The sequence below is a fragment of the Arthrobacter sp. genome (genome assembly GCF_031179985.1).
GTDB lineage: Bacteria > Actinomycetota > Actinomycetes > Actinomycetales > Micrococcaceae > Arthrobacter.
The window spans coordinates 121,299-134,581 of sequence record NZ_JAPSHJ010000007.1 but is presented as its reverse complement, the minus strand read 5'-3'; the positions used below and the strand labels follow the sequence as shown (position 1 = coordinate 134,581).

General features: G+C 63.4%; 14 protein-coding genes and 2 pseudogenes. 9 read left to right on the top strand and 7 right to left on the bottom strand.

Annotated elements, in window-relative coordinates; translation table 11 throughout:
• Positions 1–219: 219 nt before the first annotated feature.
• The 3 genes and pseudogenes from RIN13_RS05575 to RIN13_RS05565 all read left to right on the top strand — a co-directional run.
• A pseudogene (locus tag RIN13_RS05575) lies at positions 220–591 on the top strand (recombinase family protein); the annotation flags it as partial.
• Between the two features lie 119 nt (positions 592–710).
• A pseudogene (locus RIN13_RS05570) lies at positions 711–830 on the top strand (helix-turn-helix domain-containing protein); the annotation flags it as partial.
• 571 nt (positions 831–1,401) lie between these two features.
• On the top strand, positions 1,402–1,899 hold the full coding sequence (locus tag RIN13_RS05565; RefSeq protein WP_309106347.1) for an ester cyclase: 498 nt from the start codon (positions 1,402–1,404) through the stop codon (positions 1,897–1,899).
• A 578-nt stretch (positions 1,900–2,477) separates the two neighbouring features.
• Here RIN13_RS05565 and RIN13_RS05560 read toward each other — a convergent pair.
• The gene (locus RIN13_RS05560; protein WP_309106346.1) at positions 2,478–3,299 is read right to left on the bottom strand and encodes an alpha/beta fold hydrolase; all 822 of its coding nucleotides are present in this window, start codon (positions 3,297–3,299) and stop codon (positions 2,478–2,480) included.
• 435 nt (positions 3,300–3,734) lie between these two features.
• Here RIN13_RS05560 and RIN13_RS05555 point away from each other — a divergent pair, with 435 nt between their 5' ends.
• Entirely contained in the window at positions 3,735–4,445 is a 711-nt protein-coding gene (locus RIN13_RS05555; protein ID WP_309106345.1) for a class I SAM-dependent methyltransferase, read from the top strand.
• On the opposite strand, the gene RIN13_RS05550 is transcribed toward RIN13_RS05555, so the two are convergent.
• Positions 4,423–5,907 (bottom strand): MFS transporter, encoded by a 1,485-nt coding sequence (locus RIN13_RS05550; protein ID WP_309106344.1) that lies wholly within the window; start codon positions 5,905–5,907, stop codon positions 4,423–4,425. The genes RIN13_RS05555 and RIN13_RS05550 overlap by 23 nt on opposite strands.
• 116 nt (positions 5,908–6,023) lie before the next feature.
• Here RIN13_RS05550 and soxR point away from each other — a divergent pair, with 116 nt between their 5' ends.
• Both soxR and trmB read left to right on the top strand, forming a co-directional pair.
• On the top strand, positions 6,024–6,485 hold the full coding sequence (gene soxR, locus RIN13_RS05545; protein ID WP_309106343.1) for a redox-sensitive transcriptional activator SoxR: 462 nt from the start codon (positions 6,024–6,026) through the stop codon (positions 6,483–6,485).
• Positions 6,486–6,523: 38 nt separating this feature from the next.
• Positions 6,524–7,453: a tRNA (guanosine(46)-N7)-methyltransferase TrmB gene (trmB, locus tag RIN13_RS05540; protein WP_309106342.1), complete on the top strand. Its 930-nt coding sequence runs from the start codon at positions 6,524–6,526 to the stop codon at positions 7,451–7,453.
• Between the two features lie 51 nt (positions 7,454–7,504).
• Here the strand turns inward: trmB and RIN13_RS05535 are convergent, their stop codons facing one another.
• The gene (locus RIN13_RS05535; protein WP_309106341.1) at positions 7,505–8,143 is read right to left on the bottom strand and encodes an isochorismatase family protein; all 639 of its coding nucleotides are present in this window, start codon (positions 8,141–8,143) and stop codon (positions 7,505–7,507) included.
• 132 nt (positions 8,144–8,275) lie between these two features.
• Here RIN13_RS05535 and RIN13_RS05530 point away from each other — a divergent pair, with 132 nt between their 5' ends.
• Positions 8,276–9,241 (top strand): helix-turn-helix domain-containing protein, encoded by a 966-nt coding sequence (locus RIN13_RS05530; protein WP_309106340.1) that lies wholly within the window; start codon positions 8,276–8,278, stop codon positions 9,239–9,241.
• A 3-nt stretch (positions 9,242–9,244) separates the two neighbouring features.
• Here RIN13_RS05530 and RIN13_RS05525 read toward each other — a convergent pair whose 3' ends face one another.
• A complete protein-coding gene (locus tag RIN13_RS05525; protein WP_309106339.1) occupies positions 9,245–9,628 on the bottom strand; it encodes a helix-turn-helix domain-containing protein in 384 nt (127 codons plus the stop codon).
• An 83-nt stretch (positions 9,629–9,711) separates the two neighbouring features.
• Here RIN13_RS05525 and RIN13_RS05520 point away from each other — a divergent pair, with 83 nt between their 5' ends.
• Both RIN13_RS05520 and RIN13_RS05515 read left to right on the top strand, forming a co-directional pair.
• Entirely contained in the window at positions 9,712–10,113 is a 402-nt protein-coding gene (locus tag RIN13_RS05520; protein ID WP_309106338.1) for a nuclear transport factor 2 family protein, read from the top strand.
• 140 nt (positions 10,114–10,253) lie between these two features.
• Positions 10,254–11,093: a DUF1206 domain-containing protein gene (locus tag RIN13_RS05515; RefSeq protein ID WP_309106337.1), complete on the top strand. Its 840-nt coding sequence runs from the start codon at positions 10,254–10,256 to the stop codon at positions 11,091–11,093.
• Positions 11,094–11,118: 25 nt separating this feature from the next.
• Here RIN13_RS05515 and trxB read toward each other — a convergent pair whose 3' ends face one another.
• From trxB to RIN13_RS05500, 3 genes are read right to left on the bottom strand one after another with little or no spacing between them, the layout of a single operon-like run.
• A complete protein-coding gene (trxB, locus tag RIN13_RS05510) occupies positions 11,119–12,096 on the bottom strand; it encodes a thioredoxin-disulfide reductase (RefSeq protein ID WP_309106336.1) in 978 nt (325 codons plus the stop codon).
• A 37-nt stretch (positions 12,097–12,133) separates the two neighbouring features.
• Positions 12,134–12,556, bottom strand: coding sequence for an arsenate reductase ArsC (locus tag RIN13_RS05505; protein ID WP_309106335.1), 423 nt, complete (start codon positions 12,554–12,556; stop codon positions 12,134–12,136).
• Positions 12,557–12,593: 37 nt separating this feature from the next.
• Complete coding sequence (locus RIN13_RS05500; protein WP_309106334.1) at positions 12,594–13,268, bottom strand: helix-turn-helix domain-containing protein; 675 nt, start codon at positions 13,266–13,268, stop codon at positions 12,594–12,596.
• Positions 13,269–13,283: the final 15 nt, after the last annotated feature.

Here is a 13,283-nt window from a genome sequence, read left to right as displayed (position 1 = left end):
CATCTGGGGACCCTGCCCGCAAAGGGCGAGAATACTGGCTCGTCGTCACCGCGTAGAGTCATCCTGTCAGCCTGGCAGCAAGAGCCGCCGAGCATACAAAACGCATCTTGCAGAAAAATCGATCATCATCTCAGTTACGATCGATTATTCCGACAGGCCGGCCACTCCCCCGCTGGCTTTGAAGATCCGCATGGCGACACGGACACGTACTGTCGCAAAATGCCGTCTAACAACCGAAAGTCTCACAACTGCAAATCGTCGGGACTAAGAGAATACGGGGAAGGCCAATGGCTGTGCTCGCGTACGCGAGAGTTTCCACTACCGAACAGAACCTTGATCTGCAGCCTAACTGCGCTCAAGGCCGGCGCAGCCGGAGTCTTTGCCGACAACGGCGTCAGCGGGTCCACTATCGAACGCCCTCAACTCTCCAAGGCCATGGAAAGGTTGGAGCCCGGTGACGTACTGACCGTCTGGAAGCTCGACCGCTTGGGACGCAACACCAGGGATGTCCTTTACGTCGTGGAGAACATCCGGGGACAAGGAGCAGGGTTCCGCTCACTCACGGAGGGGCGGGACACCACCGGGCCCATGGGCACAGCGATGCTGACGATCATGGCCGCCTTCGCGCAACTGGAGCGTCACACGATGATCGCACCAGGGCAGGACTCGCTGCGGCAGCGGCTAACAACCGTCGCGGCGGAAGGCCCCGGAAAGTGGACACCGCAGACGCTGCCAGGGCCAAGGAACTCAAAGGCAAAGGAATCAGCGCAACCGACATCGGCAAGATGCTCGGAGTCTCCCGCGCCACGGTCTACCGGTACCTCATTTAAGCGACATAAAGGCAAGGCAAGCTTTGGCAAGCCGGCACCACAGCCAAACGGGGCCCGAGGGACATTACCGTTCGCGACTGCCTCAGCCTACTCTTTGACTTCAAGAGTCAGGGAAGCAAGTTCGGAAATGGCGCACCTTGGACCGACACAATGATAGGCCGTTCTTCCCTGGGTCGCGATGCCGGAACAGAACATGCTACTTCTCCCTGAGAAAATCACTATGCCAAGGACAAGGCGTCCTCCTCCCCCTTGGGCCGGCCTAACACACACTTCCAGGCCTTCCCACGGCCGCGGATACCTCGCTGCCTGTTTGTGCAGCTGAACGCAGTCCGGAACGCCTGACGTGAATCAGGGGTTCCTCCAATAGACGTACACCTCAACCTGACGAAATTGAGCGGCAGGTCCCTTCACGGGGATCTGCTCCTGTCTTAGAATGGGGCTGGCCGCCTTATGCGGCTCTGCTCACGGATTGCCGGGAAACGCTGTTGGGGGCTTTCAAGGCCGCACCGCATTCAACGCCACGGGCTGGGACTGGCACCCTAACCGGCTTATCAAGCAAAGAAGCAAGCACATGTTCATTCGTAGATTCATCACGACTCTACTGACCACCCAGAGCCATGACGAAGAGGGCCGAGACCAGGCGATGGCCATGGATGGCCGGCAGACCCTTGAGGCGCAATCACGGGCGATTAACGCCCATGACGGCCCTACCTTTGCCAGCTACTATGCAGATGACGCTGTCGTCGTCGATCCCCAGTATCCCGAGCCACTGCGTGGCCGCGCCGCGATAGAACAGGACGTGACGACGTTCCTCAGGGCCTTTCCTGACCTTGAATTCTCTCTGACCAGCATGCTTGTCGACGATCGCATGGTCGCTGCTGAGGGAAAAATCGTCGGTACCCACAACGGGCCCATCCAGCTGCCTGGCGCAGAAGAGATCCCGGCAACGGGCCGGCGGCTGGAATTCCCCATGGCATTCTTCAGCCGCCTGGACGAGTCCGGCAAGATCATTGAGGAACGCCGCTACTACGATCTGGCGAGCCAGCAAGAGCAACTCGGCCTAACCTAGATGCACTGGTAGAACCGAGGGAAACCGCGGCATACCGTGGTCGCTCCATCCGGTTTCCCCGGTGCCGGGAGGCGGCGATGACAGCCTTCCGCACCCAATGAGCTCGACATCACCGAGCAGCGACACTCCTGTCGATGCCAGCATAATCCCCGGTCACCACCGGCCCGCTTGACCAGCAGCACCGAACTGAAGGTCGATAACGAAGAAAGCAGGCTTCCGGGCCGGCGGCGGCTGTCCACAAAGATGCAGCAAAAGACTGCGCGGGTTTTCGCTGCGGGATACCGGATGGCTGGGGGCCGCAGATCCATGCCCGCGGTCTTTACGACGCAGACCTTCAAGCAGCGCTCCCGGTCGCCGGAACGGTTCCAGGAGTTTCTCCGAGGATAAAGTCCTCGCGCAGCACCACAGCGTGAACTTCGATTGTCAACGAGCTCAGCGCCTTAGAGGGCGCGGAGGCAGGCGGATCCTTGCGATCCGGGCGGGAATGCTGCTCACGACGGCAGTCTTCAGCACGATGTTTTGCAGCGAGTGCACAATGAAAGGAAACCCGGGGCCGGCCAGCCACCCGGCAAGTCCGTTCAGGCCTGCCCAGGCGATCCTGGCGGCAGATGCCTGCGGAGAAAGTCCAACACGGCGGGCCCGGCCGGATCAATGATGTGTCCGCCCGCCACGAGTGCCGTCTCCGCATTGGGCAGCAGATCGGCCAGGCGCCGGTTGACGGCGTGAAGGGCTTCCGGGGAGTCCTCCGCGGAAACGACCAGGGTCGGTTGCCGTATGTGACCGGCTTCCGCTTCGCTCAACTCCAGCGGCGCCTGGCTCAGGTCCAGGCCTCTGCCCCTGATCTCGGCCAGCACGGCAGGGCTTGCTGCAGTGAAGTGCTCGCGTAGCGGGGCGGGGAACGATTCCCACGCCCCACCACCCAGCACCTCCCGGAACACGACTTCGGAGGCTGAAGAGGGGTCTTCCTCCGCTGCGTCCAGCACCGCTCGACGCAGCTGCTGCGCCCACGCCACAGCGTCCGGATGCAGCGTCAACACTGCTGGCTCGAGCAGCACGAGTGTCCTGACCATCTCAGGGTGGCGGCGAGCCAGTTCCAGCGCAATCAAACCGCCAGTACTGCGGCCGATCACCACCGCCGGGGTTGCGGACAATGCTTCCAGCACCGTGGCCGCGTCCCCAACGTGATCGGCGAGATCGACGGCGTCTGACAGATCGGGCCGTCCGCTGCGATAGAAGCCCCGGCGGTCGTAGATGATGCACCTGCTGTTACGGGCGAGCCGCCCGGCGGCGTCTTCCCACATCAGCGCCGAACTGGGCGTGCCGTGAATGCCCAGGACAGGCACCCCCTCGCCGTGGACCTCGTAATACAGGCCGACACCGTTCGCCATCAAGATGGGCATGGCTTCAGCGTAGGAGCAACAACGATCCAGAAACAAGGCGACGCGCATGCCCTGAATGCTGTGGCCGTCGCTCTCCGTTTCCATCCCCGTCAACGCCGCACGAGTCACCGAGCCTTGACCCCTCAAGGGCCAGAACACACTTCGTCCTGCGCCTCACCTGACGCCACCTGAACAGCGTGACGATCTCCGTTGTCGGCGTTCGACTGGGACGAGTAGAAGTACAGGCGTGCGGTTCACCAGGAAACGAGCACGTCCAAGTTTCTACACATTCTCAGTACCCGAAGGCGGTCAACAGGTAGCCTTCGACAGTTCTGCAACCAACGCGCCAGATCAGCACGATGAGCAGAAACCCATGGCGAATTTACCGATCCAGGCCAGCGCGGGGCTCCCCGGCCGACTCATGATTCGATCAAGGTTCTGTGGCAGGGTGGTGCCATGAAGGACGCCGCGGATCCGCATCACAACCACCCCGGACACTCCGAGCAGCACGAGCTGTCAGCCGACGACGCCGGCGGGGGCGGCCACACGGCTGGCAACGCTGAGGTGTGGGACGCCTTGTACAGCAGCCGGCCGAAGGTGTGGAGTGGCTGGCCCAACGCGCAGCTGATTACTGAGGTTTCAGGGCTTGCTCCCGGCAGTGCCCTTGACCTGGGCTGCGGCGAAGGAGCCGATGCCATTTGGCTCGCCCAGCACGGCTGGAGTGTTACCGGTGTGGACGTTTCCGCCGTCGCCCTTGAACGGGCTGCTGCCCACGCGGCCGACGCCGGCTGCCGGATTGAGTGGATCAGGCAGGACCTCGTCGACTGGATCTCGGAGCAAGAATACGACCTGGTCAGCGCCCAGTTCCTGCATTCGGACGTTATGGCCTGGCAAGACGCCCTCCGCCCGGCAGCCTCAGCGGTCCGCCCTGGCGGGACCCTGCTGATCGTCGGCCACCATCCGGATGGGCTGCCGCCTGGGGGAAGGCACCACTCCCCCGACAAGTTTTTCACCGCCGAGCAGGCCGCTTATGAGCTCGGAATCGGATCCCCCGGCTGGAAAGTGGAGACGATGGACTCCCGCGAGCGCCATGCCCAGGGTCCAGACGGCCAGCAGACGAAAGTGGCCGACGCCGTGCTCCGGGCTACGAAGCTTGATCGCGGCTAGGGACCTCAGCTGTAGAAGCCTGCACCCCGGGAGCGCCTGCTTTGGGCCCCTGGACCCCCTGAACCGATCGCGCCTGCACGCGCGGGGCGATGAACACCGCGGCGACGGCGATTACCACGGTCAAGGCGAAGACGCCGGCAAAGGAGGCTCCCGCCGTCGTCAGGGCCGTGAAGATAATCCCAGTGGTGGCCAGAGCGAGGGCTCCGCCGAGGGAATCCGAGATGGACATGGCTGAGCTGTTGAAGCCTTCGTTATCCGGTGTTGACAGTGCCAGGGTCATAACGCTCAGCCGCGGGTACATCAGGCCCATGCCTGCGCCGGCGAAAATCCAACTGATAATCGCGACGGCGGCAGGCCAGCTGAGGACGGTTGTCACGAGAGCCATTGCAACAGCCCCCAGCACCAGCAGAGATCCGATCCGCACGGCCACCTGGTTCTCGAGCCGTCGGCCGAGCCGTCCCTGCACAGCCGAAGCGCCAGCCCAGGCGAGGGCCCCGCCTGTCAGGGTCAGCCCGGCGAATGTGGGAGAAAACCCGTACCGCTCCACCAACAGATACGGCAGGTAAACCTCGGCGCCGAAAAACGCCGCGGAGATCAGACCGCGGCTGAGGATGACACTCGGAAGGCCCGCTCTGGCTGTGAGGGTTCCACGTGGAACCAGAGGCCGCACGGCAATCAGGGCAATCACGACGGCGGCCACTGCCAGGCCTCCTCCTACCGCGGGAACCCCGGACGCAAGGTTCATGCCCAGGACAGCAACCGCCGCGAGCCCTGCCCACGCAAGCCGTCCGTAGGCCCAGGGCTTTTGCGTGGCTTCCTGCGCTGCCTCGGATGGTCCGTGCAGGCCGCGAAGGGCCGGCACAATCATGAGGAGCGCCGGGACCACCAGTCCAACGACGCCCAGGAACACCCAGTGCCAGCTGGTTGCCTGGGCCACGATGCCAGCAGCAAATGGTCCGATGAGGGACGGGATTACCCAGGCTGCAGCGAATCCGGCGAAAATTTTGGGGTGCAGCACAGGCGGGTATACCCGTGCCACCACCACGTACAGGGCCACCGTCATGGCGCCGCCGCCCAGCCCTTGAACCAGTCTGCCCAGAACGAGGATGCCCATGGTCCCGGCAGTCCCTGCTATCAGGAGCCCAAGGACAAACATCACTACCGAGGTGTACAAGGGACCCACAGGGCCGCGCCGGTCGGACCAGTTTCCAGCAGCCACCATCCCGATGACTCCGGTGGCCAGTGGACCGGCAAAAGCAAGGGCGTACAGGGAGGCCCCCTCCAGTTCACGGCTCACCACCGGCATGATGGTGGTCACGGCGAGGGACTCGAACGCGGCCAGGAAGACAAGGGCGCAGGCACCCACCGTGACCAGCAGGTAGGGGCGATGGTAGATCCCAGTGCTTGCATTTACGGTGGGAGGGGCGGAACTTTGCACAGGTACGGCCTGATCGGTAGTCATGGACGTTACCGTAAGACCTCAACTAAGGTTGAGGTCAAGGTTCCGTCCGGCGTCGGTTTTCGGGTGCTGGTATCTCTTTGTCGGTCCGGGACCAACGGGAAGGCTAAAGGGGAAGCATGCCACAGGTACCGGGCGGAACGCACCATGTTCTATCGATAGGCGAGTTGGCCGAACGGAGCGGGGTGGCGCCGTCGGCCCTTCATTTCTACGAACGTAACGGCCTCATCTCCTCGGTCCGGACTTCCGGCAATCAGCGCAGATACCGCCGCGATGCCCTTCGCCGCGTTGCTTTTATCCGTGTTTCCCAGCGTGTGGGCATTCCACTGAAGGACATAGGAGCGGCACTGGACTCCTTGCCCGAGGCCCGCACCCCCACCAAACGCGACTGGGCCCGGCTCTCGAAGCTGTGGCGCAGCGAACTCGACGGGCGGATTGAGGCCCTGGAGCATCTGCGCCGCGACCTGGACGGGTGCATTGGCTGCGGCTGCCTGAGCCTGAAAGCGTGCCGGCTGCAGAATCCCCAGGACGAACTCGGCGGAACAGGCAGTGGAAGCGGCCCCCGCCGATGGGAGCCCTGAGGGGATTGCACGCCCGGGACTCAACTATTCTGGAAGTGATGAGTGAATCCCCAGAAAATCCCCAGCAGCCGCAGACTCCGCGGCCGGTCACACCAGGCACCCAGGCTTCTTTCGGCACCTATGGCGGCCGGCCGGTCAGCTTTGTGCGCCGCGGGACCCGGCTCCAGGGCCGCCGGCAGCAGGCCTGGGAAGAGCATGCCGACCGTTGGGCGCTGGACGTCCCCCGGCATGTAGCCAACACCTCGGTGCACCCTGACTATCTGTTCGACGCCGAGGAGGAGTTCGGGCGCAAGGCACCGCTGATCGTGGAGATCGGGTCCGGCCTGGGCGACGCCGTGTGCCATGCCGCCGAGGAAAACCCGGGCACCGATTTCCTGGCGGTAGAGGTCTACACCCCGGGACTCGCCAACACCATCATCAAGATCAACAGCCGCAAGCTCAGCAACGTCCGGGTGGTGGAAGCGAACGCTCCGGAAGTGTTGTCCACCATGTTGCCGCCCGGGTCGGTCACCGAGATCTGGGTATTCTTCCCCGACCCTTGGCACAAGTCCCGCCACCACAAGCGCCGCCTCATCCAGCCCGAATTCGCCGAGCTCGCGGCAAAGTCCCTCAAACCGGGTGGGCTGTTGAGGATTGCCACTGACTGGTCCAACTACGCGGTGCACGTCCGTGACGTCATGGCCGGCTCCCCTCATTTCGAGAACCTGCACGACGGCGAGCGGCGCGGTCCGCAGAGCCCGCTCACCCAGGTGTGGCAGTCCGGCGTCGAATCCCTCGTGGGGGGCGCGCCCGTGAAGGAGGGACGGGCCCCGGTGAGCACGGAACACACCGGCCCCAATGAAGGGATCGATGAAACCGGCGGCTGGGCACCGCGGTTCGAGGGCAGGATCCGGACGAGCTTCGAGAACAAAGCGCACGAAGCCGGCCGGCTGATTTTCGATCTGTGCTACCGGCGGCTCGAAGCCTAACTGAACAGGGCTCCGCCGTTCCCGCCACCCGCCTCGATTGTCCAGCCGGGGTTATGCCCGGCTGAGCTGTGCCGTCCCGGCTATCGCGGAGCTGCCAAGGTCGCTCTTGTCCAAAGGCTGCCGGGCGTTGAGGGCTGCGATCCACGCATCGGTGGTGCCAACAGCTGCCCAGTTTGCATGCAACAGCGTCAGCAGGGTCGAGTGCACCGTCTTTGCGTCGGCGAAACCTGCTTCATTGGCAAGGTTAATAGCCCCGGTAGCGTCTGAGAGGACCTCCGTGTTGAAGCCCAGAGACTCCGCCTCAACGGCAGAAGCCAGGACGCAGTTGTTGGTCATGTACCCAACGAGCGTGACGGTATCGATGTCCTCCTGGCGCAGCCACCCAGCCAGGTCAGTGCCTGCGTAGACGGAGCCGTATGGCTTCACGAGGTCCTTCCATGCATTGGTTCTGCGGCTTTCAATCTCCGGATGGAGGTCGAATTCGGGTGTGCCGGGTGCGAACACCGGAGCGCCCTCGCCTGCACTGTGTTGAACGGCCACAATGGGGACACCTGCGGCGGTGGCGGCGTCGATAGCCAGCGAGATCATCGGCAGGGACTCCTGGTGCGGCGGGTACTGGATCTCGAGGAGTCCGCTGAAGTACTGCTGCTGGACGTCGATGAGGATAAGGGCGCGACGAGGGGTGCTCATTGTCTGTTCTCCCGGTAGTGGTTCGCTGGCCGCCGGATGGCAACCATTCCATCCTTCGCCCTGGAGGCCAGGACCACCAGTGGCACGAAGGCCCATGTACGATGGATTTGGGCCAACCTAAGGAGAAAACGGATGCGCATTGCCGTGTACGCCTTCGACGGAGTGACGATGTTTCACCTCGCTGTTCCCCAGATGGTTTTCGACGAGGTCACGCGTCAGGGACTGGCTGAATGGAAGACCGTCCTCTTCTCCGACCAGGCTGGCCACGTTCGAACAACAGAGGGTTATCAACTCGGAGAGGTCCAGGGCCTCAAAGCAGCGGAAGACGCGGACATCGTCGTCGTGCCGTCATGGTTCGACGACGATCGCGCTCCGAGCGGATCATTGCGGCGGGTCCTTCAGGACGCGCACCAGCGGGGTGTGACAATCGTGGGGCTTTGTCTTGGTGCCATCCCCGTCGCAGATGCCGGTTTGCTATCCGGGCGTCGGGCAGTCACCCACTGGGGTGCCTTTGAGTCTCTCGCTGGCCGGCACCCTGATGTGTTCCTTGACCAAAGTGTTCTGTATATCGATCATGGTGACGTTCTAACCTCGGCCGGCACGGCTTCCGCACTGGATGCCTGCCTGCATCTGGTGCGGGGTCGACTGGGGGCGGATGCGGCGAACAAGGTAGCCCGCAGTCTGGTCATCGCTCCGCACAGGGAAGGGGGACAGGCGCAGTACATCGAACACCCGGTTCCGCCGCGCTCCACGGATGACCCGATTGCCCGCCTGCTCGAATGGTCGCTGGGCCGCCTGGCTGAGCCCCTCAGCATTGACCGCCTCGCAGCCCAAGCACACATGAGCCGCCGAACCTTCGTCCGCGCCTTCCGGTCAACAACAGGGACAACGCCATCCGCCTGGATACGCATCCGGCGGCTGGAGGCTGCCCGGCGGCTGCTTGAAACCACAGACCTATCCATTGATCAGATTGCCGCTGACTGCGGCTTCGGCAGCGCTGTGACCCTGAGGCAAAACTTTGCCACGGCCTTTTCCACCACACCGACCGAATACAGGCGCCACTTCGACGCACGGCTCCCGGATCCGGCGTCGCGGTGACTCTTAGGTGAACGCCGCCGGGGTGACGCGCTTGTCATAGGACTCCCGCGCGGACATCACATCTTCGATGTATTCCTCAGCCCAGAGGCCCAGCGCTGTCAGAGGCTCTCGCAGGGTTTGGCCGAGAGCGGTCAACTCATACTCAACGCGGGGCGGCATCTCGTCATACGATGTCCGGTCCACGATCCCGTCCCGTTCGAGGTCCCGCAGCGTATCGGCCAGAACCTTACCGCTGATGCCATCCACGGCTTGACGCAGCTCACCGAACCTCAATGGACCCCCACTGAGAGCGATGACGATCATGGCCGTCCACTTGTTTGCGATCTTCGCCAGAGAAGTCCGCGAGGGGCACGTGGCCACCATTACGTTCCAGGCCGGGACAGTCACTGAATCAAGCTCCTTAGTTACGTTGATGTAACAGGTTACCGACTGTAACTATAGGCGGGTAAGCCCAAGCGAAGGAGAACCAGATGACTGCACAGACTCCGGCGGCCGTGACCGCCTCCTATTTTGACGCCCTCGGCCGCGGTGACGTACCCGCGGCGATGGCACTCCTGAGCCCTGACGTGGTGTGGCATCAGCCCGGTGCGCACCGTTTCTCCGGTGACCACAAAGGCCTCGATAGCGTGGGGTCGTTGCTGGGCGGGATGATGGAAACGAGCCAGGGCACGTTCCAGCTGGCTGTCACGGGACCTGCGATGGTCAATGGCGAGTACGTTGCCGTTCCTGTCCGGTTCTCCGGCAAGCGCGCAGATGTTTCGATGGACATGTCAGGCGTCGATCTGCTCACCGTCCGAAACGGAAAGATCGCCGAGGTGCGTCTGTTCTCCGAGGACGGCGCGGCAGAGGACGCATTCTGGGGACGCCCCTAAGCTATCCAGTAGAGGACGGGGCCGGTGGCGCTGGAGAGTGCTGCCGGCCTCTTGTTCCCTCATGGAGTCGCACGGTCTATGTTGTAGTGAGATATACAACCACCTCCGTGACAGGCCTCTCGCGGAAACATCATCACTGAGTGAAGTACGAGGGGCCGATCATCAAAAAGGAACTCAAAGAGGCGGCAGCAACCGCCGAAGAAGCAAGCGATTCACGGGCGCTCGAGCTGGTGGCGCGTGCCGGGTTCGCTGTCAGCGGTGTCCTCCATTTTCTCGTAGGCGCCATCGCCATCCGCCTGGCAACGGGCGGAGAGGGCCAGGCAGACGTGAGTGGCGCCGTCGGAGAGCTGTCCAGCCAACCAGCCGGGCCCCTGCTGCTGTGGAGCTGCTTTGTAGCTTGCGTCGCACTTGCCCTCTGGCAAACGGGCGATGCCGTCTTCCACTTCAATCATCTCTCCGGCAGGCAGAGGCTGATGAAGAAACTGAAGGCGGCCGGCCTGGCTGTGGTTTTCGTTGCCTTCGCCGTCACTCTTGGCTCCTTCGCCCTGGGAGCACGACAGGACAACGGCGAGTCTGCGAGCGATCTGACTGTCGCTGTGATGAAGGTTCCCGGGGGGACGGTGCTGCTGATCCTCGTGGGAACAGCCGCGGCCATCACTGGTGTGGTTTACGCCATTCGGGGGTTCCTTCAATCGTTCGCCAAACTTCTCCGTTGGCCCACATCAGCCCCTGCCCGCCGCGCCGTCAAGATCGTGGGAATCGCCGGTTACGCGGCCAAGGGAGCTGCCCTTCTGCTGGTGGGCCTGCTGATCATCATTGCTACGGTGCAGGCGCAGCCGGAGGAGTCCACCGGCTTGGACGGCGGACTCCGGGCTCTCCGCGAGCAGCCTCTGGGCGTTTACGCCTTGGCTGCTGTAGGAATAGGGCTCGCCTGTTATGGGGTGTTCCAGGCGGTGCGGGCCAGGTTCGGAAAGATGTAGCGGGTTACTCCCGTTGTCCAGTGGTTCAGGCGTGGGTGGGCTCTTCCACCAGCGCGGTGGCGATGCTGTCCGCGTCGTCCAGGGCGGCCAGGTAGCGTTCGGCGTCGAGGGCTGCGGCACAACCTGTTCCGGCAGCCGTGATGGCCTGGCGGTAACGGTGGTCCACGGCGTCGCCGCAGGCAAAGACCCCCGAGAGGTTGGTGACGGTGGTGGGGGAATCAACCTTGATGTAACCCTCGGCATCCAGCTCCACCTGCCCGGCCACGAGCTCGGTGCGTGGCAGGTGGCCGATCGCCACGAAGATACCGGTGGCGGCCTGCTCCCGGGTTTCCCCGGTGCGGGTGTCCTTCAGGGTCACGCCGCTGACTTTTCCGTCGCCGTGAATGGCCGTGACGGCCGAGTTCCAGGCGAAACTGATTTTCGGGTTGTCCTTTGCCCGCTGGGCCATGATCCGGGACGCACGCAGTTCGCCCTTGCGGACGACGACGGTCACAGACTTTCCGAAGCGGGTCAGGAAGGTGGCTTCCTCCATTGCGGAGTCACCACCGCCGACGACAATGATGTCCTGGTCGCGGAAGAAGAATCCGTCGCAGGTGGCGCACCAGGAGACGCCGTGACCGCTGAACTTCTTCTCCTCCGGCAGGCCCAATTCCTTGTAGGCGGAGCCGGTGGCGAGGATGACCGCCGGCGCCTCGTGGGTCTCCCCGGCGCCGGTGACCACACGCTTAAGGTGGCCCGTCAGCGTAACCTCGGTGACGTCGTCGAACACCACCTGCGCCCCGAACCGTTCGGCTTGCTGCTGCAGGCCGTCCATAAGCTCCGGCCCCTGGATCCCATCCGGAAAACCCGGGAAGTTTTCAACGTCGGTGGTGTTCATCAGGGCGCCGCCTGCGGTGACGGATCCTGCCAGAACGAGCGGCTTCAGCCCGGCCCGCGCCGCGTAAATGGCGGCGGTATAGCCGGCGGGGCCGGATCCGATGATGATCAGCTGTTCGGTGCTCATGACGTGCTCCTCTGGAGTTCGTGCTACTTGACTGCGGTCATTTCGCGGAAGGAACGAGGGACTCGATCAGGTTCTCAATGCGGCCTTTGATCTCGTCGCGGATTGGCCGGACGGATTCGACGCCCTTGCCGGCAGGGTCCTCCAGGACCCAGTCCTCGTAACGCTTCCCGGGGAAGTACGGGCATTCGTCGCCGCAGCCCATGGTGATCACGACGTCGGATTCCCTGACGGCCTCGGTGGTGAGGACCTTGGGGCTCTCCTTTGACATGTCGATGCCGAGCTCGGCCATGGCCTCAACGGCGGCAGGATTGATCTTATCGGCGGGCTGGGAACCTGCGGAGCGGACTTCGATCTCGCCCTTGCCCATGGTGGTGAGGAAGGCAGCGGCCATCTGCGAGCGGCCGGCGTTGTGGACGCAGACGAACAGGACGGATGGCTTCTTGGTTGTTTCGGTGGTCATCGTGTTTCTCCTGGTTGAGGTGAATTCCGGGCGGAAGTCAGGCCGCACGAACGCGCGGAGCGAGATCGCCTATCCGGTGGGCGATCTCCTGGAAGGCATGCTCAAATGCTTCAGGGGTGCCTTGACGCACAGGATCGGGGACCGACCAGTGGACGCCCCCAAGTCCGCTCAGCTCTTCATGGGCGTTGTCGCAGACAGTGACGACAAAGTCACCCTCGCCCGCCAGCGGGTCAAGGCGACGCGGTGCCGTATCCGGAAGGCTGAGACCGTGGCGCCGGGCAACCTCAATGGCACCGCGGGCAATGTGATCGGCGGGATGGGTTCCGGCAGAGGTTGATGGGATTTCGCTGAGCTGCTGCCAGAGCGCTGTGGCCAGTTGGGACCGGGCGCTGTTTCGCGTGCAGACGAAGACCACCCGCTGGGCTCCGTGCTCGATTCCCGGAACCAGGCCTTCGAGAGCGCCGGGAATGAGCCGGATGTAGCTGCGTCGCCTGTCCGCCTCAGAGCGGCGCCGGGTCACGAGAGTCGCTTCCTCAAGAGTCCGCAGATGGTGGGACAGCAGGTTTGATGGCATCCCCAACTCGGCCTGCAGTTCTGTGGGAGAAAGATCCCCAAGGGTCAGCAGGTCCACGATGCGCAGGCGCGCAGCATCAGCAAGTGCGGCGTGCTTGGCCACCCGCCCGCGAAACTTATCCATTACGTCAATACTCATTGCCTCAAGTTTGAC

Bases quoted from the DNA above. Each gene is read 5' to 3' on its own strand.
- RIN13_RS05505 (WP_309106335.1), bottom strand. From the start codon at position 12,556: ATGACCACCGAAACAACCAAGAAGCCATCCGTCCTGTTCGTCTGCGTC.
- RIN13_RS05535 (WP_309106341.1), bottom strand. From the start codon at position 8,143: ATGAGCACCCCTCGTCGCGCCCTTATCCTCATCGACGTCCAGCAGCAG.
- RIN13_RS05560 (WP_309106346.1), bottom strand. From the start codon at position 3,299: ATGCCCATCTTGATGGCGAACGGTGTCGGCCTGTATTACGAGGTCCAC.
- soxR (WP_309106343.1), top strand. From the start codon at position 6,024: ATGCCACAGGTACCGGGCGGAACGCACCATGTTCTATCGATAGGCGAG.
- trxB (WP_309106336.1), bottom strand. From the start codon at position 12,096: ATGAGCACCGAACAGCTGATCATCATCGGATCCGGCCCCGCCGGCTAT.
- RIN13_RS05550 (WP_309106344.1), bottom strand. From the start codon at position 5,907: ATGACTACCGATCAGGCCGTACCTGTGCAAAGTTCCGCCCCTCCCACC.
- RIN13_RS05565 (WP_309106347.1), top strand. From the start codon at position 1,402: ATGTTCATTCGTAGATTCATCACGACTCTACTGACCACCCAGAGCCAT.
- RIN13_RS05500 (WP_309106334.1), bottom strand. From the start codon at position 13,268: ATGAGTATTGACGTAATGGATAAGTTTCGCGGGCGGGTGGCCAAGCAC.
- RIN13_RS05555 (WP_309106345.1), top strand. From the start codon at position 3,735: ATGAAGGACGCCGCGGATCCGCATCACAACCACCCCGGACACTCCGAG.
- RIN13_RS05520 (WP_309106338.1), top strand. From the start codon at position 9,712: ATGACTGCACAGACTCCGGCGGCCGTGACCGCCTCCTATTTTGACGCC.
- trmB (WP_309106342.1), top strand. From the start codon at position 6,524: ATGAGTGAATCCCCAGAAAATCCCCAGCAGCCGCAGACTCCGCGGCCG.
- RIN13_RS05530 (WP_309106340.1), top strand. From the start codon at position 8,276: ATGCGCATTGCCGTGTACGCCTTCGACGGAGTGACGATGTTTCACCTC.